This window comes from Leptolyngbya subtilissima AS-A7 (assembly GCF_039962255.1).
In the GTDB taxonomy this organism is placed as follows: Bacteria; Cyanobacteriota; Cyanobacteriia; order Phormidesmidales; family Phormidesmidaceae; genus Nodosilinea.
On sequence record NZ_JAMPKY010000004.1, the window covers coordinates 393,714 to 418,926 of the forward strand.

The following is a 25,213-nucleotide window of genomic DNA, read 5'->3' on the forward strand; positions in this document are numbered from 1 at the left end:
TGAGGGTGAGGAGGGTTACAAGGGGATACTTTAAGGATAGCGAATAGGATTTCTGTGGCATGACGATACTGCCCCCCAGTCAAGATATCGAGCGGCTCAAGGTGCTGGCGATGCTGCACTACGTGGTAGCGGGGTTGGTGCTGGCCTTTGCGATACTGCCGCTGGTGTTCGTGGCGCTTGGGGGGGTGGTGCTGCTGGCTCCCGAGAGTATGGTTAGCGGCGATAGTGAGCTGCCACCCTTCGCAGCGGGGCTAACTTTTCTAGCACTCGGGTTGGCGCTGTTTCTCTACGGGCTGGTGCTGGCGATCGCGCTGATTATCTCAGGCGGCTGTTTGCGACGACACAAGCACTACTGGTTTAGCTTTGTGGTGGCCTGCGGGGCGCTGCTGTTTACCCCTCTGGGTACGGTGCTGGGTGTGGCGACGCTGGTAGTGCTGCTGCAAGAGTCGGTGCGCGAGCTATACGGGGTTTCTTTCTAAAGGTCGGGTACCTGGGGTAAAGCCGGGATTATGACAGCACCCCAAAGGCACCCGATCCCTGCAACTCAGTTGAGGGCTTGGATCACCGCGTCATGGATCGCGCCATTGCTAGCGACGACGCCGGGGTTGTTAGGGAATCGGGCAGCACTAGCAAAGTCTAGGGGCTTGCCGTGCATGTCGGTGACGCGGCCTCCGGCTTCTTCGACCACCAACACCCCAGCGGCGTGGTCCCAGATTTTTTCCCGGTAGTCGGGGGTTTTGGGAGACGGCAAGCGCAGGTAGAGGGCAGCCTGCCCTGCTGCTACGGCGGCGTACTTAGCCTGACTATCCATGCGAATCGAGGGGGCGGTGATGCCCACAGCTTGAGCCACCTGGGCCTGCTGACTGAGATCGCCATGGCCCGACTCGACACTTTCGACCAGGCGCAGGCGGTCAACATCGTCGGCAGCGGTAACCTTCAGCGGCTGGGGATTACCGCCCGCTATGGGCATCATCACGGTGCCTTCACCACGCACGGCGGCGAAGAGTAGCCCGGTTTCACCACCGTCAAAGCTGAGGAAGGGGCAGCCGAGCACCCCTACTTTGATGTCGCCATCAACGACCAGAGCCAGGGCGATCGCATACTGGTCGCCGCGCAAAAAGCCCTTGGTGCCGTCGATGGGGTCGAGGGTCCAGTAGCGGGGGGCGACGGTGCCGTTGCCGTGGTCAATCCAGCTCAGCACATCGCTGTCGGTGGCGCTGGGGATGGCCTGCTGCACCTGTTCGGTGACGGCGGTGAGAACGTGGGCGGTTTCGGGCTGCCGCAGGTCGGTAGTGTCTTCTTCGCCTACAACTGGGTCGTTGGGGAAGGCTTCGGCCAGGGCTTTACAAATCAAGGCTTGAGCTCCGTAGTCGGCAATGGTGACGGGGCTCTTGTCATTCTTTTCAATGGCGGCAGGTACAAGGCCCTGGCGCACGGCTTCGCAGAGCTGGGCGGCCTGGATGACGGCGGCGATCGCGGTTTGTTTTTCCTGGTCGTAGGGCATGGGGGTGGGGGGGTAAGAGGGTGGGCGAGTGGATGGGTGGGGGATTACAAGAGAGCACTATAGCTGGTGGGGTGCATTCTCGATCCAGGCGCGGGGGCCGAAGTGTCGGCAGCTCTGGGTAGCGATTTGGGCGGCGTGGGTGAGGGCTTCTATGAAAGGAGCTTGTAGGCGGTAGTGGCAAAAGGCTCCGTGGAAAATGTCTCCGGCTCCTAGAGTGTCTTGAACGGGGACTTGGGGAACGGGTAAGGTGCCGACGGTGTCGCGATCGCGAAATTGAATCGGGCTGGGGCCGTGGGTGGTGGCGACTTCGGCAATGCCTAGGGCGCTGAGGGCTGCTAGGGTGTCGGCCCTGCCGGGTAGCTGAAATTTTGCGGCGGCGATGACGCTGGTGGCGAGGGGTAGGACACTGTCGAAGCCGGGTTTCCAACTGCCAGCGTCGATGACGATAGGGATAGCTGAGGACTGGGCGGCGATCGCGACGGCTTGACTGGCAGCCATCTGATGGCCGTCGATCAGCACGACATCGACATCGGTGAGTAGGCCTGGGGTGGCAGCAGGTGCGGCCTGTCGCCCAACGGCATTGCGGGAGACCACAGCGCGATTGCCCGTGGTAGCGGTAACAAGAATCGTCGAGAGCGGCGGCGGCGATCTCAGCTGAGGGGTGAGATCTACCATCTCAATGCCGTAGATTGCCAAGTCGGCTCGAATGAGATCAGCCAGGGGATGCTGGCCCAGGGCACCGGCTAGCCTGGCTCGATTGCCCAGGGCGGCAAAGGCGATCGCGGCGTTGGTAGCTGGCCCGCCCGCTACCAGCAAACTCTCCTCAGCGACAATTTTCTCATCGCTGCTGGGCACGTGATCGACGCGGTAAATGCAGTCGAGGGTGATCAGCCCCACAAAAAGTCCAGTGGCCACGGTGATATTTCTCTCGGCGGTTTCTAATTGGCGGCGGCAAGCCGTACCCTCCACAGCATAGGTCTAGCCCTGCGTGTAAGGTAAGTAATGCGATCGCCCCATCTTTCGCCCCTTCTGCTAATTTTTTCGCCGGGTTTCACCAAAATGGCTGATTCGTTACCGCTGGCCTACTTGCCGATGTTCTTGCACTGCGTGATTGGGCTGGTCGCCGCCCAGGTGGCCCAGCGCAAGGGCTATGACCTGGGCCTGTGGATGGTTTGGGGGATGGTGGGCGGCACGGTAGCCCTGGTAGATGCCTTGCGGCGACCCCGGCAGGCGCAGCCGCAATGATGGCATTCCTACAGCGCTGGCTCAAGGGATGGCTGCCTAACCTCGACCCCCGAGTATGGATCTTGGCGGGCGGGCGGCTGCTGTCGCAGGTGGGCATTGGCTTTACGCTATTCTACGCGCCAATTTTTTTTACTGAACAGGTGGGGCTGACGGCCACTCAGGTGGGCCTGGGCATTGGCCTGGGCTCAGCGGCGGGCATGGCTGGACGTTTTTTGGGCGGATCGCTGGCCGACTCACCCCGATGGGGGCGGCGACCGACGCTGCTGGCCTCAGCCCTAGTGTCGGCGGCAGCAGATGGGGTGCTGGTGCTGGCCAACGATTTTTGGATATTTTTGGCGGGCAATCTGCTGATGGGGTTTGGCGTTGGCCTCTACTGGCCGGCGGCGGAGTCGGTGGCGGCAGACATCACCCCCCCAGAGCAGCGTAACGAGGCCTACGCCCTGGTGCGCCTAGCCGACAACCTAGGCCTAGGGGTGGGGGTAATCGCTGGAGGGGCGCTAATTTCACTCACCGAAGCCTACCGAGCGCTATTTGCCATTGACGGCGTTACGTTTCTGCTATTTTTTGGCATTATCTACGCCGCCATTGCCGAGACGCGCCCGGTGGGGAATGGGGCGCGATCGCTCCTCCAGGGCTGGAGTCAGGCCCTCAGAGACACCACCCTGATGGTCTACGCTCTGGTCAACGTGCTGTTTACGGGCTATCTAGCGCAGATTCAAAGCACGCTGCCCCTGTATCTTAATCGGTTTGCGGGGGGCGAGCAGGGGGTCAGCGAGGGAACGCTGAGCCTGCTGTTTACAGGCCATGTGGTGCTGGCGGCGATCGCTCAGTTGCCCACGGCTCGCTGGCTTAACCACTATCGTCCGGCTCAGGGGTTAGTGGCGTCGGCGCTGCTGTGGGGTTTGGGGTTTGGCCTAGTGTGGCAGGCCGGGGTGGGGGCTCAGCCTCTAGTCTGGGCTGGGTTGAGTCTGGCCACGATGGCCCTGGCGATGGTGGCCTACACGCCCATTGCCTCGGCGCTGGTGGTGGCCTTGGCCCCGGAGTCACTACGTGGCGTCTACCTGTCGGTGAATTCAATGTGCTGGGCCGTAGGCTATCTGATCGGTCCACCTGTGGGCGGTTGGGCCCTCGACCAAGGGGATGCGGCCGCCCACGGCTTTTGGTTGGGGCTTATGGCGACGGTGCTGCCTGCCTTGGCGGTGTTAATGTGGCTCGATCGACGGTTGAGCCGCCAGACTAGCTAGGCGATTGCAACCACAAACGGAACAGCTCCCCAGCCCCTTCAATATTTCCTGGAGTTGGAGAGATTGGATTACCCACCAATGATTAGGTTCAGGGTTGCCACTACTTGGTCAACCACTAGAGACGGCAGACAGTCTTCGGTACTTCGCCACCAGCGCTGACTCAGATCTAACGTGCGCACTTGTTCCGCGATTATAGAGCCGCTGACCTTAAACCCTGGTGGTATCGAAATTAAGGTCTTAATCTCCGGTTTCACGGTGCTAGTAATCGGTGAGACAATGACGATGCCACCCCTAAAAGCATTAAAAACTGTCTGGCTTAAAACCAAACATGGGCGAGCGTCTCTCATTTGTTCTCGGCCCTGGGTGGGGTTCAAATTTACGCGAATTACTTCACCTCGGCGCAGCTGCATCAACGTTCTCCTTAGCTACAGCAGCTCTTGCCCTTGGGGAAAACCGTCGGCGAAGTCGTGAACATCACTGGGGTATCGAAAATCATCAGGAATACTGGCTAATAATTCATCCAGGGTCAGCGCTGTCGCCTTTTTGCGAATTATCAGCGCACCATCTACTTCTAAAATCTCCAATGTAGAGTTTTCGTTCCACCCAAAGCTTTCCGCCAGACGATGGGGAATACGCAAACCGAGACTATTGCCCCACTTCTTTAGCTGAATGTCCATCCTATCAGCCCAAAATTATACTTTGTATAACAGTCTAACGCTTCTCCAGCGGAGCAAATCTCCTGCATTGTTTTCAAGTGCCGATTAGGTCCGATGAGAGGTTAAGGATTCACCGTTTTGACTTGCCAGGTGCCGTCGGGTTGCTGGTCGTAAAGGGTACGGTTTTGGGGTTCGCCACGCAGCTCTAGGTGGTCAACATGGTCAGGCTCTAGCAGCACCAGACAAAACTCAGCGGGAGGCGTTGCCTGAATTTCCCTGGGCGAAAAGTCGGCCTCGGCGATGCGGTGCTGGGCTGGGTGGGGCCAGTAGAACTGCTGGCGAGCGTTATCGGAGAGAGCTTCCCAAGAATTTTGCCGAGCTGTTGAGAGGTTGGAGTCGGCATCGGCATCGTCAGCGGTTACTACTTGGATAGAGCCTGCCAAGCGAAACTGCTCGCGGGTATCGGTGAAGTACCAGCAGGCTTCAGCCCAAGGGTGAGCAGCGATGTCGGCAACCTTGGCACTGCGCTGGTCGGTGACTAGGGTGAGGGTGTTGCTGTCGGGCAGCCACCCGCGAAACACAACGGTGCGGTTGGCGGGTCGGCCAGTAAGGGTAATCGTGGCCAACTGAAAATAGCGACTGTAGGGGCGGCTGCGGTTGCGGTGCAGGGCACGGGCTAGGGCGCTGCGCCAGGGTGCCAGGGCCGAATTTTTTGATAAGGAGGAATCAGAATCAGACATACTTGAGAAACTGGCTTTTGGTTTGGGGTAGGCAGTCCTAACCCGAGGGGTAGGCCCTTCCAGTAGAACGTTTGCTGGGTGAGCCTGCAAGTAAGTATGACTGCCGCCATTCTCCCGGTAGGATGGGTAGCACCGTTTTCTTTCTGAAACTATGGCTATAGCGGTTGATTTTGGCACCAGCAATACCGTCATTGCCCGCTGGAACCCAGTTTCTGAAAGCCCGGAAACGGTGGCGTTGCCGGGGTTGAGCTTGAGCTTGGCGACGGTGCCACCGCTGGTGCCTAGTCTAGTTTATGTGGAGAAGCCCCAGGCTGATGGGGTCGTGGTGGGGCAGGCGGTGCGCGATCGCGGCCTCGACATCCCCACCGATCCTCGTTTTTTCGCTAACGTTAAGCGCGGTATTGGCACACCGCTGCAAGGGTTTTTGCCAGAGATTGATGGAGAATCGCTCTCCTTTGAGCAGCTGGGGGAGTGGTTTTTGCAATCGCTCTTGACCCAGGTGCGCGCCGTAGCCGGAGAGGACGACAGCTTGGTGCTGACGGTGCCGGTAGATAGCTTTGAGGCTTACCGCCTGTGGCTGGGAGATGTGGCCACCGCGCTGGACTTTAAAGAAGTGCGGCTGCTCGACGAGCCCACCGCCGCAGCGTTGGGCTACGGGCTGACGGGGGAGCAAACCCTGCTGGTGCTCGATTTTGGCGGCGGCACGCTGGATTGGTCGCTGGTGCGGCTGGTGGCCCCGGCTCAAAAGCAGCCGGTGGGTTTTTTGCTCAAGTGGCGGGGCCAGGGGGCGGAGCAGACCAGCGCCCAAAAGCCCGAGGTGGCGCGAGTGCTGGCTAAGGCAGGCGAAAACCTGGGCGGGGCCGACATTGACCAGTGGCTAGTGGAGCATTTTCAGACTCAGGGCATTGCCGGAGGGGCAGTGGTGCAGCGGTTGGCGGAGCGGCTCAAGATCGCACTGTCGGAGCAAACCGAGGCGGCAGAAGCCTACTTTGACGATGAGACCTTTGACACCTACGACTTAGCCCTAACTCGCGACCAGTTCGAGGAAATCCTTACCCAGAACCAGTTTTTTGAGCGATTGGAGAAGGGGCTGACCCAGGTGCTGCAGCAGGGTCAGCGCCAGGGCATCGATCTAGATGCGATCGACGCGGTGCTGCTGGTGGGAGGTACGGCGCAGATTCCGGCGGTGCAGCGGTGGGTGACAGAGCGGTTTGGGGCTGAGCGGGTGAGGTGCGATCGCCCCTTTGAGGCCGTGGCTCAAGGAGCCCTGCAAATTGCCCAGGGCCTAGCGGTCGAAGACTTTCTCTACCACAGCTACGGCATTCGCTATTGGGACCGACGCAACAATCGCCACAGCTGGCACCCCATTCTCAACCAAGGCCAGCCCTACCCTATGTCTGCCCCGGTCGAGATTACGCTGGGTGCCTCGGTGGAAAAGCAGCCCAGCATTGAGCTAATTTTGGGTGAGCTGGGATCGGCCAGCACCCAGACGGAGGTGTATTTTGAGAATGGTCGTCTGGTGACGCGCCAGCTTAGCGGTGATGCCCCCTCAGTGCAGCCGCTGAACGATCGCGAGGGGGCGCGCACCATTGCTCAGCTCAACCCGCTGGGGTTTCCGGGCAGCGATCGGGTGCGGGTGCTGTTTCGAGTCGATCGCGATCGGCTGCTGCGGATCACAGTCGAAGACATTCTCACGGGCAATACGCTACTGGACAATGAGGCTGTGGTGCGGTTGAGCTAGGTCTGTTCTAGGATGAGACGATGGAAACATTGACCCTGACTCGACCCGACGACTGGCACCTGCATCTGCGCGACGGCGAGGCGCTGAAGGCGGTGCTGCCCCACACGGTGCGGCAGTTTGCTCGGGCGATCGTGATGCCCAACTTAAAGCCCCCGGTGCGCACGGTGGACGAGGCGGCGGCTTACCGCGATCGCATTCTGGCGGCGGTGCCGGCGGGTCAGCAATTTGAGCCGCTGATGACCCTCTACCTCACCGACAACACTCGCCCCGAAGAGATCATGGCGGCCAAGGCGGCTCAGTTTGTCAAAGCGGTGAAGTACTACCCTGCTGGGGCGACAACGAACTCGGATGCTGGCGTCACCGAGATTGGCAAATGCGATCGCGTCTTTGAGGCGATGCAGCAGGTCAACATGCCGCTACTGCTCCATGGGGAGGTCACTGACTCAGCGGTTGATATGTTTGACCGCGAGAAAGTGTTTATTGAGAAACACTTGATTCCTTTAAAGCAGCGATTTCCTCAATTGCGCGTGGTGCTGGAGCACATTACCACCTCAGAGGTGGTAGAGTTTGTGCTGGCAACCGACAATATCGCGGCCACAATCACCCCCCAACATCTATTGTTTAACCGCAATAGTTTGTTTCAAGGGGGCCTGCGGCCCCACTACTACTGCCTGCCTATTTTGAAGCGAGAAACCCACCGGCAAGCGCTTTTGCAGGCGGCTACCTCGGGCAATCCTAAGTTCTTTTTGGGCACCGATAGCGCTCCCCACCCCCGCAATGGCAAAGAAAGTGCCTGTGGTTGTGCGGGGTGTTTTTCGGCGTTGCACGCTATGGAGCTGTATACAGAGGCGTTTGAGAGTGTTGATGCCCTAGACAAACTGGAGGCGTTTGCCAGCTTTTATGGGCCAGACTTTTATCAGCTTCCAAGGAATAGCGATCGCATTACCCTAAGCAAAACGACCTGGCGCATTCCCGATGAGTTGCCTTTTGTCGATGATGGACTGGTGCCATTACGGGCCGGGGAACAGATGACCTGGAAAATGGTCTGATGCTAAATTCTGCTTGACTACTCCCGATTCAACGGAGCAAATGCCATTTGCTCCTACAGTTTAGCCTTTATCGAATTGGGGGTATGTGATTTGGTATGGGTTCACCATTGAACATTAATTAGCTATGTCAAAAGAAAAATGGGATAGGAATAGGTCGTTTCTTTCCCCTGGCGAGCTAGAAATAGTTATTAATGAAAACCCGGTCTCGCTGCAAGCGAGCCGCAGGAAAAAGGATATTATAACGTCCGCAATTTGCAAAGTCACAAGTAAGTGTGAGTTCATGCTAACCGATGACGTTCAAATTTATATTGAATGGTGGATTCATGAGCAAGACAGATATGAAAGCGACTCATCAGCTGATGTGGATAATATAATAAAGCCCATACTAGATGCTATTTCTGGGCCAGATGGAATTCTTATAGATGACTGCCAAGTTCAAGCTGTTGATTGCAGGTGGCTAGATTTTTTCAATGCAGAACAAAAGATAAATATCAGAATAAAAATGCTTGACCATGATGGATGGCTATTAAAGGACGGGCTCTTTTTTGTCCATATGTGGAATGGTTTATGCTATCCCACATGGATGGATGAAGAAAACCCTGAAAATACCTTATCAATCGTTGAGCAAATGGAAAGAATGCTTATGTTGAGAGATGAAAGATTGAAGCAAAAAGGAGATTACTATTTAGCAAGAGGGCTAATGCCAGTTCAGAGAATATTCCATATTTCTCGGATAAAGGGTTTTCCAGTATTTAAAATTGAAGAGATAAAAGAGAAAATTAGAGCAATGTTAAAAAATTAAAGATAATTATAATTGTTGAGTGAATATCTGTGTATAGCAAGTTGTGGAGCTTCTTGCCTATAACTAAATCCCGCAATTTTATCTATCTTTTAGTCAAATCAAGATTCGGCACCCCAAAACTTGCGCTTGGCAGGCTCTATGAAAGGAACCTTTGTATTGTTGCTATTTGATACAAAGCAGTCATCCTCGTCCTTGCCTTCGCCTATATCTTAGAAGCACTTCAACACCTTCAAAAGGCTAGAACCCGTTATCCTAGAAAAGCTGAGTTTGAAGGGATACGTAGTGCAAACCCCAGACCCCATTCACGTAATCGGCGGCGGGCTGGCCGGTACCGAGGCCGCGTGGCAGATTGCCCAGGCCGGGGTGCCCGTGGTGCTGCACGAAATGCGCCCTCAGAAGAAATCCCCTGCGCACCACAGCGAGCATGTGGCCGAGCTGGTGTGCAGCAACTCCTTTGGGGCAATGGCGAGCGATCGCGCCTCGGGTCTGCTCCACGAGGAGCTGCGCCAGCTCGGCTCAGTGGTCATTGGCAAAGCCGACCAGCACCAGGTGCCAGCGGGGGGTGCCCTAGCGGTCGATCGCGGTATTTTTAGTCAAGACCTGACCGAAACCCTAGAGCGTCACCCGCTGATCGAGCTGCGGCGCGACGAGGTGACGAGCATCCCTGATGACGGCATTGTGGTGTTAACCACGGGCCCTCTGACGAGTGACGCGCTGTCGGTGGAGCTGGAGAGGTTTACTGGCCAGGGCTACATGAGCTTTTTTGACGCTGCTAGCCCGATTGTGGTGGGCGACAGTATTGACCAGTCGGTAGCGTTTATGGCCTCTCGCTACGACCGGGGCGAAGCGGCCTACCTCAACTGCCCGATGAACCGCGAGCAGTACCTCCACTTTTGGACTGAGCTGTGCAACGCTGAACAGGCCGAACTCAAAGATTTTGAGCGCGAAACGGCTAAATTTTTTGAGGCTTGCCTGCCTATCGAAGAAATGGCCCGCCGGGGTGAAGACACCATGCGCTACGGCCCGCTCAAGCCGGTCGGGCTGTTTGATGCGCGCCTGGGCGATTTCAAAGACCCTGAGAATAAGAGTAAGAAGCCCTACGCCGTGGTGCAGCTGCGCCAGGAAGACAAAAGCGGCCAGCTGTGGAATATGGTGGGCTTTCAAACCAACCTGCGCTGGGGCGAACAGGCGCGGGTGTTTCGGCTGATTCCTGGTTTAGAGAATGCCGAGTTTGTGCGCATGGGGGTGATGCACCGCAACACGTTTTTGAATTCGCCGGAGCTGCTGCACAACACGCTGCAGTTTAAGGCGCGGCCCACGCTGCTGGCGGCAGGGCAGTTGGTGGGCACTGAGGGCTACACGGCGGCGGTGGCTGGGGGCTGGCTGGCTGGGACGAATGCGGCCCGTCTGGCCTTAGGCCAAGAGCTGCTCGATTTGCCGGTGACGATGATGCTGGGGGCGCTGGTCGATTTCATTACCTCAGCGGAGCCGAAGCACTTTCAGCCAATGCCGCCCAACTTTGGCATTCTGCCGCCGCTGCCGGTGAAGGTGCGCAACAAGCGGGAACGCTATGGACAGTATCGCGATCGCGCCTTTAACGATCTCCATACCTGGGCCAGCCAGCACAAACTTGGTTTGGTTCAGAGCTCGCTGGTGGCTACAGCCTAGGCGAGACAGTGAGTCTAATTCCTAGGATAGATTTGCAATAATCTTCGTTGCAAAAACCTGAGGGACTGGGCTATCGTGTCTAAGATTAAAGGAAAGTTCAAATTTGTTTAAGAGAAGGTTATTTATGCCCTATGTCCTATTCTGGCTCCACTAACAATCGGCGCGATTTAGATCGATTCATTTCTCCCAAAAGCTCTTACTACGGCACATTCTCACCTCAACAGCTTGTGTTCAACGCCAACCTGCAAGAGTTTGCCAACCGAGTTGGCTACATTTCAGGGTTGCAGACTGGCGGCAAGCTCTCGCCCGACGAGGCTTTTGAGCAAATTAGTTCGCTATATAAGCAGCTTAAGCAAACCAAAAAAGGCCTCGAAATCTAATTGTCAGAGTTTGCATAAAGCCCTTGCTTAAGGATGCGTTTGAGTTGAGGCCATCGCTGCTGGCCTAACACAGGCGATCGCGTCGATGAACTGTGTGCGGGTGTCTCTAGCTTTGGAGACACCCATTTTTTTGAAGCGCTTGCGGCTTTGACGCCAATCTAGACCAAACTCATGTCTACTTGCCAATCCAGTATTACACCGTCTCATTTAGGACCAATTAAGCCTTTCTTTGGTCTTAAAGAAAGCGCTGTGAGACTTAATAAGGTATTGCGTTCTTAGGGAAAATGGGTGGTGGCTACAATTTCAGCGTCACTACTAAATGGACTATGGTGCATCAACTTCCTCGCTATGTGGCTAAACGGGTGCGCCGCGATCGCAAAATGCTCTACGAGATAGAGGGGCGCTGCTATCCCGGCGTAACCACGGTGCTGTCGGCCACTAAACCTCAGGAATCGCGAGATGCTCTGCAACGCTGGCGGCAACGGGTTGGGGTTGAAGCAGCCCAGCAGATTTCGGGCAAGGCGTCTTCGGCAGGTACGCGGCTGCACAAACAGATTGCGGCCTACCTCAACGGCGCAGCGGTGGAAATTCCGGCCGATTTGGCGGGCTATTGGCAGTCAATCTTGCCGGTGCTGGATCAGGTGGATGAGGTGCTGCTGGTGGAAGGGGCGGTGTGGCACCTAGCTGGGTTTGTGGGCATTCCAGATGCGCTAGTGGTGGTGAAGGGTGAACTGCACCTGTGCGATTGGAAAACGGCCCTGCGACCGAAGCAGCCCCAATGGCTAGGGGATTACTTTTTGCAGATTGCGGCTTATCGAGAGGCGGCGCATCAGGTCTATGCAAACGTTGGGTTGGTGGTGCAAAAGGGGCTAGTGGCGATCGCCCTGGCCGATCAGCCGGCTCAGCTGTTTGAGGTTTCGCTAGACGATATGGATGAGCATTGGCGGGAGTTTGAGGGACGGTTGAGGGAGTTTGAGCGGCGGCGAAGGTGGATGGGTGGGGGAGTGGATGGGTAGATGGGTGAATGGGTGGGGGAGGTTGGGAGTTAAGGGTGTTTGGTTGTGGTGAGGAGGAGAGCGAGGGTGCCGGCGATGAGGCCCCAGAAGGCGGAGCCGATGCCGAGGAGGGTGATGCCGGAGGCGGTGACGAGGAAGGTGATTAGGGCGGGTTCGCGATCGCTTTCGTTGCGTAGTGCGGTGAAGAGGCCGTTGCCGATGGTGCCAAGCAGGGCTAACCCGGCGATCGCCAGCACCAATTCTTCAGGGAAAGCGGCAAAGACGGCGGCAACGGTGGCACCAAAAAAGCCAATGAGGAGGTAGAAGAAACCAGCAGCGATCGCCGCTACATACCGCTTGTCAGGGTCTTCGTGGGCTTCGCGTCCCATGCAGATGGCAGCGGTGATGGCGGCTAGATTTAGCGCAAAGCCGCCAAAGGGTGCCAGGATTACGTTAGCGGCTCCCGTCCAGCCAATGATGGGGGAAATCGGCACGGAGGCATAGCCGGAGGCTTGTAGGACGGCAACACCCGGCACGTTCTGCGAGGCCATGGTGACCATAAACAGCGGCAGGGCGACGCCGATCAGGGCGCTCAGGGAAAACTGGGGGGCGATCAAGACGGGGTGGGCTAGTTGCAGGGTGACGGTGTCGAACTCGATCAGGTTTTGCAGGGCGGCGATCGCAATCCCCACCGCTAGCGCGCCCACCACGGCATAGCGCGGCTTTAGGCGGCGCATTGCCAGGTAGGTACAAAACATGGCGAAAGTCATCGCAAACTGGGTCTGCATAGCGGTGAACACATCCAGCCCAAAGCGCAGCAGCACCCCAGCTAGCATGCCTGCCGCTAGCGATAGGGGAATACGGTTCATCAGCCGCTCAAACCAGCCGGTGAACCCGGCCAGGGTAATCAGCACCCCAGAGATTAGAAAGGCCCCAATGGCTTCGGCCATGGGCACCCCTGCAGCGGAGGTGATCAGCAGGGCAGCGCCGGGGGTAGACCAGGCGGTGACGACAGGAGCGCGGTAGCGCAGGGAAAGGCCAATGCAGGTGAGGCCCATGCCTAGGCCCAAAGCCCACATCCAGGAGGCGATTTCTTCTGGAGTCGCATTCAACGCCTGGGCGGCCTGGAACACAATTACGGCTGAGCTGGTGAACCCCACCAGCACGGTGACGAAACCCGCGATGATTGCGGAGAAAGAGACGTCGTTGACTATGCCTTTAGCGGCCATATTTTTTGCCCAAAGGTAGATCTTTCGCCGAATTCTGTTTGCTATTCTTGTGTTTGTAGGGGTGCAGCGAGCTGTGCCCCTACAAGGTATTTACCCAAACTAAATCTTTGAACTTGGCTGACCTGACCAGATTACCGAGGCTCAGGAGCTACAGTCTTGGACAAAATTGCCCTGGCCATATTGGCCGGGGGTGACGCCAAAGGCCTGTTTAAAGGTGCGATTGAGGTGGCTTTGGTCGTAAAAGCCGTGGGCGATCGCAATATCGGCAATCGATTGGTCGTTGTGGAGCGATCGCTTGGCCTGCACGAGCTGCCAGTGGCGCTGATAGCTGTGGGGCGGCAACCCCACCTGCTGACGAAAGCTGCGAATTAAGTAGTAGGGGCTGAGGCCCACTTGCTGAGCTAGAGTTTCGATGGAGATGGATTCGGCGTAGTGGGTTTTGAGATAGGTTTGCGCTTGGGCGATGGCGCTGCTTTTGGGCTCTGGCCGCTGCCATCGGTGCTGTCTGTCGCCGTAGTGATCGATTAAATAGGCCATTAGCTCCAGCAGCAGAGAGTCTCGCTCTAGCTGAAGCGTGGGCTGACTAAGGGCGATAAACAATCGGCTAAACATCGCCTGTCCAACGGCGTCGGTGCTGGTCTGTAGGGCGATCGCAAAGTAGGGCAGCCCTGGCCCTGCCCCTGGCCACTCTAGCTGGGCCAGAATCTGCTGCATTTTTGGCACACTGATATAGAGGTTGCGAAAGCTCCATCCGGCCTCAGCCTGCACCTGCCCGGTGTGCACTTCGCCTGGATGGATCAGCTTAAAACTGCCGGGATTAGCATAGTGATGGCCACCCCGATAGAAAAAGCCACCCAGGCCCGCATAGGTGAAGCCGATGGTGTAGGCCTCGTGCATGTGCTTGGCAAAGGTGTGGTGGTAGAGCTGGGCGTTGAACAGCTCAATGCCTGGTAGGTTGGATTGCCACAGTTGGGCAGTGTCTGTTTGTGCGACCATGGCAATTTCTGGGGGGCAGGCTTCTCTATTTAAGCGCAGCGGCGATATTGCTCTTTGCCCTCTCCCCAAACCCCTCTCCCAAATTGGGAGAGGGGCTTTGAGCTTTGCGATTGTTTGCGGGTTCTACTCTATTGCGCTCGACGACATCTGCGATCGCAGGGGTGATTCCGACTGCGTAGGTGATGGCAAATGCCGTATGCCCCTAAAAGAGGGACGCTTCAGAAAAAAAGCGATGGCTGAATTGCCATCGCTATTCCTGGAGTTTAAGAATCTGCTCTTGTCCCTTTTGTAGGGTGCAGGGGGGATCAGCAGGTGTTGCATACCATGACGGAATCCCCAATCGGTTGTTTCGCCTATTGCCCTTGAATCAACTGAGTAGCGTGGACTTCGCCCAGGATACGCTCGATGCCGCTGACCTTGAGGGTGCCTGCGTCCTCTAGGTTGGGGGCGGTAAGCCGCATGCCCTGGGCCATGGGGACTGTGTACTGGCTGCGGAGGGGTTTGTCGTTGACGCGCCCTTCGTAGGTGACGGTGGCGTTAAAGGGGGCACCGTTGGAGACTACATCCATGGTGTTGAGGCCGGGCTGAAGGTTGATTTTCAGCTCCTGGTTGGCTTCGGCGGGCACATTCTCGACGGTGACTTTAACGAAGTCGCGCCCGGCCCCCAGCTTAGAAACCGCCGATAGGGTGTAGGCGTTGGCGTTTTGAGCTACGACTTTGAACTCGTTGTCAACGGCTTGCAGACGATTGGCCGACATGGTGAGCCGGTCATTGGCACGAATGGCACCTCCCACTTGCAGCGCCTGGAGAGGACGCTTTAAGTAGTACTGCAACCGGCCACCGCTAACGCCGCGCAGGGTGTGCACCCAGCTGTCGAGGTCGGTGGGCTGCTGGTTGCGCTGGATTGCGTCTAGAATGGCGCGATCGCGGAATCGAGCTCCCCCCAAATTCACATTCAGGTTGGGGTTGACGTTGGCAGATAGCGTCGGACCCAAGTTGCGGCGCAGGTCGGCGTTGATGCCCAGGTTGCTGACGTTGTTGAGCTGCACCGAATCGAGCAGCACGTTGTCGAGGGGGATAAAGCGCGATCGCTTCGGTCGCATACCCAGCAGCAGCTCGCCTTTGATCGGGTTGTTGCCCGAGAAGCCGGGGAAGGGCACAAACTTGCCGGCCAGGTTCTCGACCTTGCGGGAGGTGTCTTTAAAGGCGTTGAGGTTGTTGCCGTTTTCGTCGGTGAGGCTGAGGGTTTCGGCGCTGTCGCCCAAAATCAGCACCACGCCGCTCAGCAGCAGCATAATTGCATCCCATACAGGGGTGCGCTGGCGGTGGTTGAGCACCGAGAAGGGCATGTAGTGCAGGCGGCCACCGCTCCACTCCCCGCCTTCGTAGACGCGGCCATTCTCATAGCGGAAGGTGTTGCGGGCCGGGTCGATGACAATGCGCTGCACACTGCTGGCCGAGTTGGGGTCAAACACATCGATCTGCATTTCGCTGCCGGTGTTGCGCCAAGCGATGGGCATTATGCAGTGGGGCGCGCCGGTAAAGTCGTAGTTTTGCGACAGGCAAATCACCGGGTTGAGGCCCCGGTTGTGGGCATCCCAGGTGTCTCGAAAGACGCTGACCGGGTTGTGGGTTTTGCCGCTGAGAAACTGACCCACAAACCACCAGATCGCATCGGCCCCTACCTGGTAGGTTTGGCGCACGTTAAAGTCATTCTCGACCTCGGCCCAGTTGCCAAAGCGGTTGAGGGGGCGGCTGAGGCGGCTCATGTCTTTGTAGGCGTAGATGGCCTCGGTGGCCATGCCAAAGCAGTTGCCCCCGGCGGCGACGCCCTTGACCACCAGCTCGTAGAACAGCGCCTTAAGGCCGTCGTCGATCAGGCCAAAGTCAAACTCCCAATCGGGGTCAACATCGCCAAAGGCCGCGGCGTATTCACGAAAATCGACGGTGGGGGTGCCCTGGTTGATGGTCGAGAAAAAGTCGAAGGGCGTATTGGCCCCCAGTTGGGGCTTAATCGACCAGTCCATGAAGTTCATCCAGGGGCCAAAGTTGCTGGCCCTGAAAATGCCGTTGGCGTTGTCGCGCAGGCCCCAGGCGTTGCGAATGTTGAGGTCTTTGGTAAAGCGGCCCAGCAAGTCATCGTCGCCGCCGAACAGGTTGCCCGAGTCGCACTCCCAAATTTCGACCTGAAACTGCACGTTGAGGTTGGGGTCGCCGGGCAGCACGGCGTAGGGCACGTTGAAGTTGACGTCTTTGATGTTGGCGCTGCTGAAGTGCTTGTCGCCCTCGGGCAGTTTTTTGTCGTAGACGCGGTGGCCATTCACCGAGATGGCAATGCGGCAGTAGAGGTCGTTTTGGCCATCAACATCGAGAAAGTCGCGGTCTTCTTCTTTGGTGTCGACCCGGCCAATGAAGAACCGGAAGGGGTAGCAGACGTGGAGCTGGCCGTTAAACCAGAGAATGCTGCCCTGCTGGAAGGTGTTGTATCGGGCGGGGCCAGACACACCGGGAATGTCTTCTTCTGAACTGGTGGGGAAGCCCAGCGCCCCCTGGGGACCGCCGACTTCGAGGTATTTGCGGCGAATGTCGCCGTAGATAATGTGGGCGCCGGTAGCTCCGCTCCAGTAGATCGTGCAGCTCTCGAAGTGGCTAACTTTGCCGATTACCTGGCTGTCGCGGCGCACGTCGCTCTCGTGGCTGACGGGGAACCCCCAGCGGCTGACGCCCCCGGTGGCATCATACTTGCCGAGAATGGAGCCGTGCACTTCAAAGGCGTTGGAGGACCCGCTGCGGTAATACATGCGGCCCCCCTGAAACTGCTGCATGACGCCGCCAGGGATAGCGGTTTGAGCGGCGGTGGGCAGACCAATTGCACTGCCACCTTCGCCCAGCATTTCGTAGTCGAGGTAGAGGCGACCGAGGACGGGCACCGCGCCGGTCTGAGGCGACCAGTAAATGCAGCCCTGGGCAAAGACGCTCTTGCGCGACCCGGCCCGGCGACCGTTGATTTCATCGCTGGCGGGGGCACCGAGGCTGCGGCGCAGGTTTGAGTCGCCTTGGTAGAGGGCGTGGATAGAGCCATGCATTTCAAAGGCGACACCGTGGGTTTCGGTGTAGGAAATCAGGCCGCCCTCAAAGGGCTGCACGTAGCTGGAGATGGCGGTGTCGAAGTAAAAATCTGAGATCTTGTTGCCCAAGTTGAGCGTGGGGCGAATCGCGTTGTGTTTATGGGTGAGAAACCACTCGGGGGTAGAGCGCTTGGCGTCGAGGGCGGTTTCGAGGTCGGCCGGAATGTCGCTGTAGATTTGCAAGGCGGCGATGTCGCCTTTGAAGGGCCAGCGCAGGCCATCGACCCAGGAGCCAATCCACAGTTTGTCGCCGCTGCCCGCATTGAGGCCGCCGTTGGGGAAGGCGGTGACGGCGTGGACGGTGTCATCGACCATGAGGGCGAGGGTGTCGAGGTCGTAGACGAGGCTGACCACGTACCAGGTGTTGAAGGTGAGAGCGACGCGGTTGGTGGTGTGGGCGATCGCCCAGTCGACTCGGCTATTGGCCACGGCAACGACTAGGTTGAAGCAATCGTCAGTGCTGCCGGGCTCTAAAAACATGGCAAAGGGCAGGGCGGTACACTCGACCAGGTTTTGCCGAGTGGTGACGGGGCCGTTGGCCGAAAAGGCGACGCGAATGCAGAAGCGGTTAGGGGTGATAGCCCCCGGCGACAGGGTGGTTTGAATGGAGGCCCCGGTGTCGAAGTGGAGGGCTTTATCGAGGGAGCCTAGGGCAGTTGCGCCGGGTCCGGCAGCTTCGGTGCAGTTGGTGAGGATGGCGGGCAGGGTGCCGTCGGGGTTGGTGAGGGCGCTGGCGCTGGCGAGGGAGTAGTTGACGACGAGATCGGCCATGGAAAAATCTCCTTAGGAGGGCAGGTTCCCCGAGGACTTTCGCTGAGGGGAGAGGGGGAGAGCCGTTGGGGTGGGCTAGGGTTGTAGATGCAGAAATACTGGGCTAAGGCTGCCCTCAAGCAGGGAATGATGGCTTCTCTGCAGCATTTCATGACAAAATCCTAGGCTCTGCGGAGGAGCGTTGCTATTACCCGCGCGGGTAATCTTAGGCTCCCCTTCCTCCCAGCTTGGGAGGAAGGGGCTGGGGAATGGAGGGCGGAGGGTGGTGGTGGGGAACTTGTTCTCTGCCAGAGTTTCCCCTCTCCCTAAATCCCTCTCCCACCTTGGGAGAGGGACTTTGAAGTGCTTCCTTAGGGACTTTGAGGGGTTATGAAGATAGGGCTTTGACGGCGTTGTCGATGTCTGTGAGTACTGTGGAACAGTCGTGTTCAACGGCGTCGGTTTTGAACCGTAGTACGGTGAGGCCGAGTTCTTCGAGTAGGGTTTGTCTTTGGCGATCGCGATCTGCTCTATGGGCATGGCTTGGCCCATCGATCTCGATCACTAGCCGTACCTGAGAAATATAAAAATCAACCACAAATGGTCCGATCGGCTGCTGACGACGGACTTTGTAGCCCCGTTGTTTACGCCGGAGGTGTTGCCACAATAGGTTTTTGGTCAAGGTTTGCTCTTGCCTAAGCTGGCGAGCGACTTCGACCATGCGGCGGCGCAGGTCTTCGGGAATTTGCCATCGCTCTGTCGGTTGGGCAGGCATGTTTGAGGGCTCCTACTCCCCTTCCTCCCAAGTTGGGAGGAAGGGGTTGGGGGATGGAGGGCGAGGTTGGCGGGAGGTGGCTTGCTCTTTGCTGAAGTTTTTCTTCTCCCAAATACCTCTCCCAAATTGGGAGAGGGACTTTGGCACCCTTCCAACCTTTACTGGGGCGAAGAAATCTGCTGCACCGTCCTGTAGTATGTATACTACAAATCAGCTATTGATGCTTCATTAGATCCGCAAGACCCAGCTCAGGAGCGGTTTGATGCTACATCCAGGTTGATTACTTCGATACTCTTGGGCAAAGACCATCTGTCTCACCCCTTGTCTTATTCGAGCCAAACTCAAACGCAACTCTGACTGACACAATTTAGATCGTAGGTGGGGTGAAGAAGATTCAATGAAACCCGTTTTTTATGTCATTTTGGCCAACTCATTGGTGGCGATTCTAACCAATACCTTGGTCTGGTTTGGGGTCACGTTTTGGGTTTATCTGCAAACCCGGTCGGTGCTAGCGACCTCGGTGATGGCTGGCATATATTTAGTCACCGTCGCTGTTTCTGGCTTTTTCTTGGGTTCGCTGGTCGATCGCTACCGCAAAAAAAACGCCCTGCTGATCTCTAGCGTTGTTTCGCTAGTGATGTATGCGCTCGCCTACCTAATTTACGTCTCTACGCCAGCGGCTGTTTTTGCCGACGCGTCTAGCGCCATGCTCTGGGGGTTTATTGTTTTGACGCTGATGGGGGCGATCGCTGGCAACCTGCGCACCATCGCTCTGCCAACTCTGGTCACGATACTGATTGCTGAGGCAGAACGCGACAAAGCCAATGGCCTAGTCGGCACCATCAATGGCGTGGCTTTTTTGGGAGCCTCTGTTGTCAGCGGTCTGGCGATCGGTTTTTTGGGCATGTATTGGATGCTGGTGCTGGCGATCGCGCTCACCGTCTTGACCATTCTCCATTTGTGCACCATCGCTATTCCTGAAAAGCGCATTGTTCAGACCGGGGCGAAAACTGATCACATTGATATTCGAGGCACGATTCAGGTGATTCGTCTAGTGCCGGGTTTATTTGCGTTGATCTTTTTCAACTGCTTCAACAACTTTTTGGGCGGCGTCTTTATGTCGCTGATGGATGCTTACGGGCTCTCTTTGGTGTCGGTGCAGGTTTGGGGCATTGTGTGGGGAGTTTTGAGTTTGGGGTTTATTGTTGGCGGGCTGGGGGTGGCTCGATTTGGCTTGGGCAAAAGCCCTTTGCGCACCATGTTTTTATCCAACATTGTGATGTGGATAGTGGCGATGGGCTTCACGATTCAGCCGTCGATTATTTTGCTAGCGGTGGGGTTGTTAGTGTATCTATGCCTGATTCCTGTGGTTGAAGCTTCAGAACAGCTGATCTTGCAGACGATGATTCCGCTGGAGCGTCAGGGACGGGTGTTTGGCTTTGCCCAAAGTGTTGAGCAGGCGGCCTCTCCGCTCACGGCATTTATGATCGGCCCGATCGCTCAGTTTCTGTTTATTCCTTTTATGACGACTGGGGCTGGGGTTGACCTGATTGGCTCCTGGTTTGGCACCGGCACCGATCGCGGCATTGCCCTGTTGTTTACTTTGACGGGCTGCGTGGGGCTGGTGGTGACGGTGCTGGCGATGCGATCGCGCGCCTACCGCAATTTGTCGGCAGATTATCGGCGGCGTTACGCCGAGACTGTTCAACTTGAGGCTGGGAATTCGTGATGAGACGTTTGCAACGCAACCTGGGGGTCTCTTTTGAATTTGGGTTGCTCATTTCAGATTTTGTTTGAACACAGTTGTGTCGATAAATGCAGCTTGAAAAAGTTCATCAAGGTCTGCCAGGCGTGCTCGGCGGCGACGGGATGGTAGGACTCGCGCTCGTGGCAAAAAAAACCGTGGTCGGCATCTGGATACACCTGCACGGTGTAAGTTTTGCCGAGCTGCTGGAACCGAGTCTCGATTTGCTGCACGCGATCGCCCCCAATAAACGGATCTTGACCGCCAAAAAACAGCAGCATTGGCACAGTAATATCCTGCACCGCCTCGATCCACTCATCTAGCACCATGCCGCGTGCCCATTTGTTGCCCATAGCGATCGCCACAAAAAAAGCGGGAACCGTAGTTCCCGCTAAGTGCTGAGTATTGAGGGAAAAACACTGGAAGAAGGATCATCGTCTCGATGTTTAGAGGCTAGACATCATACATACGGGCCTCAGGTGCCTCGGGGTTGGCCAAACAGTACTGGGCAAAGGCCGACTGCGCGGTGGCCCGTTGCTGGCGCTGAGCCACTTGGAGTTCTTCGACGGCTTCCCAGGCGATCGCAACGTCACGGTTGCAGTGCCCATCCATAGCCGACAGCCGTCTGGCGTGCTCGAGGGCGGCCCGCAGTTGGCCCTCCAAAGATGCCTTGCGATCGACGGGGGTAGCGGTGTTGGTGGTGGTAAAAACAGCGGTGGTTGCACTCATGGCCTTGCTCTCCGTAGGGTTGCTTTCGAACTTGAATTCACTATATCCATAACTCAATCGGATGACTAGACCTAAAACATATAAGCTTCCTCTATCATTCATCAGGTTCTCTTACCAGTGCCTGAGCAGGCTATGGAGACCATAGAAAGACTTCGGCAATCTCAACGTTCTTTCCCAGAGTGTAGGTTGGGTAGAACGCAGTGTTCGCGTTCGCGTAGCGTGTGCTCTGCACTCAGGTCTCCAGCGGAGAAAACCCAACGCCAGACTAAGCTTTGTTGAGTTTTGCTAGCGCGCCACCCAACCTATCAATGCTTTGAAATCCACCCCATCGCACCTTAGGTGTGGTGTTAGTTGGCAGATGGCAGCTGAATATCTGACAAGTTAGCTAGCTCAATATCTTCATAAAGCTGCTCAATAGGAAACTGTAGGTCAACACTGCTGAGCTGAACAGTCTCCCCTTGGGCGTAGGGCGTTAGCTCCCATTTGCCGCGCTCATTGAGGCGAAAAATCTCAACCGTGATGCGATCGCTGCTAATTAATACGTATTCTTGCAAGTTCTCCAGACGGCGATATTGGGCAAACTTGCCGCCCCGGTCATAGGCCTCTGTCCCTAGGGAAAGCACCTCTGCAACCAGGCAGGGGTAGCGACAAAACTTGAGCGAGCCACGGTCTCGGCTGTCGCATGTAACGCTGCCATCGGCAAAGAAAAACGGGCCATTTTCGGTAATGCCAAGCTTGGCATCAGAGCCCAACACTCGACAGCCTTTTCCCCTGAGGTGATTTTTAAGCAGCGTCGTCAGGTTTACCGCAATTTCGCTATGGGGCAGCGTGCCCCCTGCCATAGCATAAACTTCGCCGTCGATGTACTCGTAGCGCAGCTCTTGCAGAGGCTCCCAATCTAAATAGTCTTGGGGGCTTAGGTAGGGTTGCTGAGTGCTGGAAACCATGATCACACTGCTCGACTCGATGACTAAGAGTGTAGGTTGGGTAGAACGCAGTGAAAACCCAACACCAGACCGAGCTTTGTTGAGTTTTGCAGGCGCGCCACCCAACCTACACAATGGCCACTGCGATCGCGAACCGCCCCCCCTAGGAGAAAACCCAACAAACCCTTGATTCTGTTGGATTTTCTCTTCATTGTGGAATGGGGTTAGTTTCCTATTTCTAACTCAGCTCGTATGCGGTCTTCCTGTTCCCGCAGCTCTGGGGTAAAGGCCTCGCCAAAGTCATCTGCCTCAAAGATCGGTCGAATCTCGATTTCGTCGTCCTGAAAAGGGCTGCGCTTAACCCAGTCAATCGCTTCAGCCATCGACTGCACTTGCCAGATCCAAAACCCAGCTAGCAGTTCTTTAGTCCCGGTGAACGGGCCATCGATGACAGTGCGAGTTTTGCCCGAGCAGGCTACCCTCACCCCCTTTGAACTCGGATGTAGTCCCTCGCCCGCCAGCATCACGCCAGCGTTAGCCAGTTCTTCGTTAAACTGTCCCATCTCAGCCAACATTGCTTCGCTGGGCATTACCCCTGCCTCCGAGTCGGCGTTGGCTTTGACTAAAACCATAACTTTCATGGTGAATCTCCTAATTAATCGATGTTTAGTTCTGAGATGTAGAAGAAGTGAACGCTTAAATCGGGCGTAAACCTCCATAGATGGTTTGTCAGCGGGCTAGGTCTCAACCCTTAACCCTCTCTATGCGAAGTAGTCGAACCAAGAGACGGCAGATCAACAGAGCGGCAATATTTTTTCCAAGATTTAAGCTGTTCAGGGAATGCCTCTGCCACCAGACAGGGCTTGTTGGGTTCTGCTAGGGTGCACTCAAGCTGCAAGCTTCATCTGCGCCCTCTACCGGCTTGGCAACTCATTCGTCACGTACGATTCACCCATAACCGCGATTTCGAACCGGCTATGGCATCAACTCGCCCCACTTGTAGCTCTGTATAAATAGTGGAGCCAAGCACGCGATCGCCCACTGCGGCCATCGCCACATTTATCCTGCTTTAATTAGCCCCAATTTCATTAAGAAAGCTTATTAGTTCTTAGGATTTTAGGTTCATCTGGCCTAATTCCTTCAGAATCCTTACTGCATCAATATCAGAAGCTATTGACATTGCCAATGGATAATTGCTTGAGCATTAAAAAGTTGGACCGGTAGCAAAGCCTATAACCATTGGCTGAAAAAGCTTCTAGAAAGACTAGTCCTTGAGACGATACACCACCTGATCTTGGTCAATACACTTTAAGTAGAAATAAGAGAAAGTTATCTTTCAGGAGAATTTGCTTTATGACGAGTACGAGCAGCAACCAACATCCATCTGGAATGCCTGAAGAAAGGATTGTAATTCAGGCTACCGACTTCCCTGCTGCCCAATCTGAGCAGACAGAAGAAACTGAAAAAAAACAAAGCGGTGAGCATACCGTAGCCAAAGCCGTTGGCGCTACCGGAGGTAGTGTTGCAGGCGCAGTAGTTGGTCGAATGGTCGGCGGTAAAGTGGGCGCAGCCATTGGCGCTGTAGGTGGCGCAATCGCAGGTGCAGCTATTGGTGATCAAGCCGCTTCAGGCATGGATCAGCAAGTAGAAAATGTGGCGGGCTCAATTAAAAGTGCAGCTGAAAGCGTTACCCATCAGGTAGAAGATACCCTTGATAGCGTTAAAGCAAAAATTGATGAAACCGATGTCAAAGGGCTAGCTGAGTCTGCAAAGCAGAAGATCAACGAAGCCGATGTCCGCGGTGTTAGTCAATCTATTCAAGGCAAGATTGATGAAGCCGATGTTCGCGGCGTAACCCAGTCGGTGCAAGGCAAAATTGACGAAGCGGATGTTCGCGGCGTGAGCCAGTCTATTCAGGGCAAGATTGATGAAGCAGATGTTCGTGGTGTAAGCCAGTCTGTAAAAGGCAAAATCGATGAAGCAGACGTTCGTGGAGTCACAGATTCTGCCAAGAGCACAATTAATAATGACGTAGCGCCTGCGATCAAAAACACCATCAACCAAACATCTCAGAAAGCCAAAAATGCTGCCAATAGCGCAGCTTCAGCGGCCAAGATGTCCCTAGAAGAATCCTCGTCTAATACGAATACGAATCCAGAGGACTGGAAAGATCCTCTGATTGAGCAAAAGCTTCACGATAATCAAGGTTATCTTTAGTTCTTCTGAAGCTTAGTAGCCTATAAAATTGGGGAGCACCTCTTCAGGTGCTCCCCAATTTTTGTATTTGTTCATTGCTTACTGAGTAGGCAGACGAAATTAAATGTAAGCACGACTGACCTTGTTAAGTGCCTGCTCTAGCAAAGTTAGGTTGGGTTGAACGCAAGGTCACCTCAGGATTGTTCCATTATTGAAAAGGAATAAGGAATATTGTCTGTATGAGCTTTGGCCCCCAAACCTGGGATTTGGGGGCTTCAGATCCCCCCAGAATTGAGAGGCCGAAGGGCAAGCTGTGACATGGTTTCCTCTCATGAACTTGAAACAGCCCTAAGGGTCGTCCGACGCAGAATGGGTTCTGTTATGTTCTGCTATCGCCACTCAACCCACACAACGTCTGCACTTCAGGGACTATGACTGGGTTTGCTCAGTTTGATTCGAGGCCAAAACCTCGGGGAATGTGCTGAGATGCGAGCGCACCTACCGCAATCCATCGGCAAACTATCAGAAGCGCTATGCCGATGCTGTTCAGCTCGAGGCTGAGCAGTCAGTATGAGCCATTGGCACAGCGTCCTGATCCTCAATCAACCCTAAACAGCCGTTGACCAGATTTCTGTCCAAACCTTAGGAGCCAACGGAGCAAAAAGGGGAATATTTTAGGTATTGAGGCCAGGGCTAAGATAGTTGACGACCTCAGG

25 protein-coding genes are annotated in these 25,213 nt (G+C 55.9%); 12 read left to right on the top strand and 13 right to left on the bottom strand.

All coding sequences use genetic code 11. From position 1 onward, the window contains the following. Window positions 1–59 precede the first annotated feature (59 nt). The gene (locus NC979_RS11470) at window positions 60–479 is read left to right on the top strand and encodes a hypothetical protein (protein WP_190520734.1); all 420 of its coding nucleotides are present in this window, start codon (window positions 60–62) and stop codon (window positions 477–479) included. A gap of 65 nt (window positions 480–544) precedes the next feature. Here the strand turns inward: NC979_RS11470 and NC979_RS11475 are convergent, their stop codons facing one another. Together NC979_RS11475 and NC979_RS11480 are read right to left on the bottom strand one after the other, a co-directional pair. Continuing rightward, window positions 545–1,504 (bottom strand): 3'(2'),5'-bisphosphate nucleotidase, encoded by a 960-nt coding sequence (locus NC979_RS11475; RefSeq protein ID WP_190520736.1) that lies wholly within the window; start codon window positions 1,502–1,504, stop codon window positions 545–547. A 57-nt stretch (window positions 1,505–1,561) separates the two neighbouring features. Beyond that, window positions 1,562–2,473 carry a PfkB family carbohydrate kinase gene (locus NC979_RS11480; protein ID WP_348253598.1) on the bottom strand — a complete coding sequence of 304 codons (912 nt, stop codon included), beginning with the start codon at window positions 2,471–2,473 and terminating at the stop codon, window positions 1,562–1,564. A 90-nt stretch (window positions 2,474–2,563) separates the two neighbouring features. On the opposite strand from NC979_RS11480, the gene NC979_RS11485 reads away from it, so the two are divergent. Both NC979_RS11485 and NC979_RS11490 read left to right on the top strand, forming a co-directional pair. After that, window positions 2,564–2,749 (top strand): hypothetical protein, encoded by a 186-nt coding sequence (locus tag NC979_RS11485; RefSeq protein WP_190520740.1) that lies wholly within the window; start codon window positions 2,564–2,566, stop codon window positions 2,747–2,749. Beyond that, complete coding sequence (locus tag NC979_RS11490) at window positions 2,746–3,993, top strand: MDR family MFS transporter (RefSeq protein WP_431191055.1); 1,248 nt, start codon at window positions 2,746–2,748, stop codon at window positions 3,991–3,993. The genes NC979_RS11485 and NC979_RS11490 overlap by 4 nt, the downstream gene beginning before the upstream one ends. Before the next feature lie 68 nt (window positions 3,994–4,061). Here NC979_RS11490 and NC979_RS11495 read toward each other — a convergent pair whose 3' ends face one another. From NC979_RS11495 to NC979_RS11505, 3 genes are all read right to left on the bottom strand, one after another. Then, complete coding sequence (locus tag NC979_RS11495) at window positions 4,062–4,403, bottom strand: type II toxin-antitoxin system PemK/MazF family toxin (protein ID WP_190520748.1); 342 nt, start codon at window positions 4,401–4,403, stop codon at window positions 4,062–4,064. Between the two features lie 15 nt (window positions 4,404–4,418). After that, window positions 4,419–4,670 carry an AbrB/MazE/SpoVT family DNA-binding domain-containing protein gene (locus NC979_RS11500; protein WP_190520750.1) on the bottom strand — a complete coding sequence of 84 codons (252 nt, stop codon included), beginning with the start codon at window positions 4,668–4,670 and terminating at the stop codon, window positions 4,419–4,421. A gap of 101 nt (window positions 4,671–4,771) precedes the next feature. Further along, a complete protein-coding gene (locus NC979_RS11505) occupies window positions 4,772–5,389 on the bottom strand; it encodes an Npun_F5749 family FMN-dependent PPOX-type flavoprotein (protein ID WP_190520752.1) in 618 nt (205 codons plus the stop codon). A gap of 151 nt (window positions 5,390–5,540) precedes the next feature. Here NC979_RS11505 and NC979_RS11510 point away from each other — a divergent pair, with 151 nt between their 5' ends. From NC979_RS11510 to NC979_RS11535, 6 genes are all read left to right on the top strand, one after another. Further along, complete coding sequence (locus NC979_RS11510; protein WP_190520753.1) at window positions 5,541–7,130, top strand: Hsp70 family protein; 1,590 nt, start codon at window positions 5,541–5,543, stop codon at window positions 7,128–7,130. A 20-nt stretch (window positions 7,131–7,150) separates the two neighbouring features. After that, window positions 7,151–8,179: a dihydroorotase gene (pyrC, locus tag NC979_RS11515; protein ID WP_190520756.1), complete on the top strand. Its 1,029-nt coding sequence runs from the start codon at window positions 7,151–7,153 to the stop codon at window positions 8,177–8,179. Between the two features lie 280 nt (window positions 8,180–8,459). Next, the gene (locus NC979_RS11520) at window positions 8,460–8,981 is read left to right on the top strand and encodes a RusA family crossover junction endodeoxyribonuclease (protein WP_488656485.1); all 522 of its coding nucleotides are present in this window, start codon (window positions 8,460–8,462) and stop codon (window positions 8,979–8,981) included. Between the two features lie 282 nt (window positions 8,982–9,263). Then, on the top strand, window positions 9,264–10,649 hold the full coding sequence (gene trmFO, locus NC979_RS11525) for an FADH(2)-oxidizing methylenetetrahydrofolate--tRNA-(uracil(54)-C(5))-methyltransferase TrmFO (protein WP_190520760.1): 1,386 nt from the start codon (window positions 9,264–9,266) through the stop codon (window positions 10,647–10,649). 131 nt (window positions 10,650–10,780) lie between these two features. After that, window positions 10,781–11,029, top strand: a complete 249-nt coding sequence (locus tag NC979_RS11530) for a DUF7219 family protein (protein WP_190520762.1) — start codon at window positions 10,781–10,783, stop codon at window positions 11,027–11,029. A 326-nt stretch (window positions 11,030–11,355) separates the two neighbouring features. Beyond that, window positions 11,356–12,045 carry a PD-(D/E)XK nuclease family protein gene (locus NC979_RS11535; protein WP_199308904.1) on the top strand — a complete coding sequence of 230 codons (690 nt, stop codon included), beginning with the start codon at window positions 11,356–11,358 and terminating at the stop codon, window positions 12,043–12,045. A gap of 29 nt (window positions 12,046–12,074) precedes the next feature. Here NC979_RS11535 and NC979_RS11540 read toward each other — a convergent pair whose 3' ends face one another. Together NC979_RS11540 and NC979_RS11545 are read right to left on the bottom strand one after the other, a co-directional pair. Beyond that, a complete protein-coding gene (locus NC979_RS11540; protein ID WP_190520764.1) occupies window positions 12,075–13,253 on the bottom strand; it encodes a benzoate/H(+) symporter BenE family transporter in 1,179 nt (392 codons plus the stop codon). Window positions 13,254–13,394: 141 nt separating this feature from the next. Further along, window positions 13,395–14,249, bottom strand: a complete 855-nt coding sequence (locus tag NC979_RS11545) for a helix-turn-helix transcriptional regulator (protein ID WP_190520766.1) — start codon at window positions 14,247–14,249, stop codon at window positions 13,395–13,397. Here NC979_RS11545 and NC979_RS11550 point away from each other — a divergent pair. After that, window positions 14,248–14,541: a hypothetical protein gene (locus tag NC979_RS11550; protein WP_190520768.1), complete on the top strand. Its 294-nt coding sequence runs from the start codon at window positions 14,248–14,250 to the stop codon at window positions 14,539–14,541. The genes NC979_RS11545 and NC979_RS11550 overlap by 2 nt on opposite strands. Window positions 14,542–14,602: 61 nt before the next feature. Here NC979_RS11550 and NC979_RS11555 read toward each other — a convergent pair whose 3' ends face one another. Both NC979_RS11555 and NC979_RS11560 read right to left on the bottom strand, forming a co-directional pair. Beyond that, on the bottom strand, window positions 14,603–18,148 hold the full coding sequence (locus NC979_RS11555) for a hypothetical protein (RefSeq protein ID WP_190520769.1): 3,546 nt from the start codon (window positions 18,146–18,148) through the stop codon (window positions 14,603–14,605). 367 nt (window positions 18,149–18,515) lie between these two features. Then, the gene (locus NC979_RS11560) at window positions 18,516–18,902 is read right to left on the bottom strand and encodes an endonuclease domain-containing protein (protein WP_190520771.1); all 387 of its coding nucleotides are present in this window, start codon (window positions 18,900–18,902) and stop codon (window positions 18,516–18,518) included. Window positions 18,903–19,299: 397 nt separating this feature from the next. Between NC979_RS11560 and NC979_RS11565 the strand changes: the two genes are divergently transcribed. Next, a complete protein-coding gene (locus NC979_RS11565; RefSeq protein WP_190520773.1) occupies window positions 19,300–20,631 on the top strand; it encodes an MFS transporter in 1,332 nt (443 codons plus the stop codon). A gap of 53 nt (window positions 20,632–20,684) precedes the next feature. Here NC979_RS11565 and NC979_RS11570 read toward each other — a convergent pair whose 3' ends face one another. From NC979_RS11570 to NC979_RS11585, 4 genes are all read right to left on the bottom strand, one after another. After that, a complete protein-coding gene (locus tag NC979_RS11570; protein WP_190520775.1) occupies window positions 20,685–20,999 on the bottom strand; it encodes a dienelactone hydrolase family protein in 315 nt (104 codons plus the stop codon). A gap of 100 nt (window positions 21,000–21,099) precedes the next feature. Continuing rightward, window positions 21,100–21,375 carry a CP12 domain-containing protein gene (locus NC979_RS11575; protein ID WP_190520777.1) on the bottom strand — a complete coding sequence of 92 codons (276 nt, stop codon included), beginning with the start codon at window positions 21,373–21,375 and terminating at the stop codon, window positions 21,100–21,102. Window positions 21,376–21,722: 347 nt separating this feature from the next. Next, window positions 21,723–22,322: a Uma2 family endonuclease gene (locus NC979_RS11580; protein WP_190520779.1), complete on the bottom strand. Its 600-nt coding sequence runs from the start codon at window positions 22,320–22,322 to the stop codon at window positions 21,723–21,725. Window positions 22,323–22,525: 203 nt separating this feature from the next. After that, window positions 22,526–22,942, bottom strand: coding sequence for a YciI family protein (locus NC979_RS11585; protein ID WP_190520781.1), 417 nt, complete (start codon window positions 22,940–22,942; stop codon window positions 22,526–22,528). A gap of 712 nt (window positions 22,943–23,654) precedes the next feature. Here NC979_RS11585 and NC979_RS11590 point away from each other — a divergent pair. Then, on the top strand, window positions 23,655–24,518 hold the full coding sequence (locus tag NC979_RS11590) for a YMGG-like glycine zipper-containing protein (RefSeq protein WP_199308905.1): 864 nt from the start codon (window positions 23,655–23,657) through the stop codon (window positions 24,516–24,518). Window positions 24,519–25,213 lie beyond the last annotated feature (695 nt).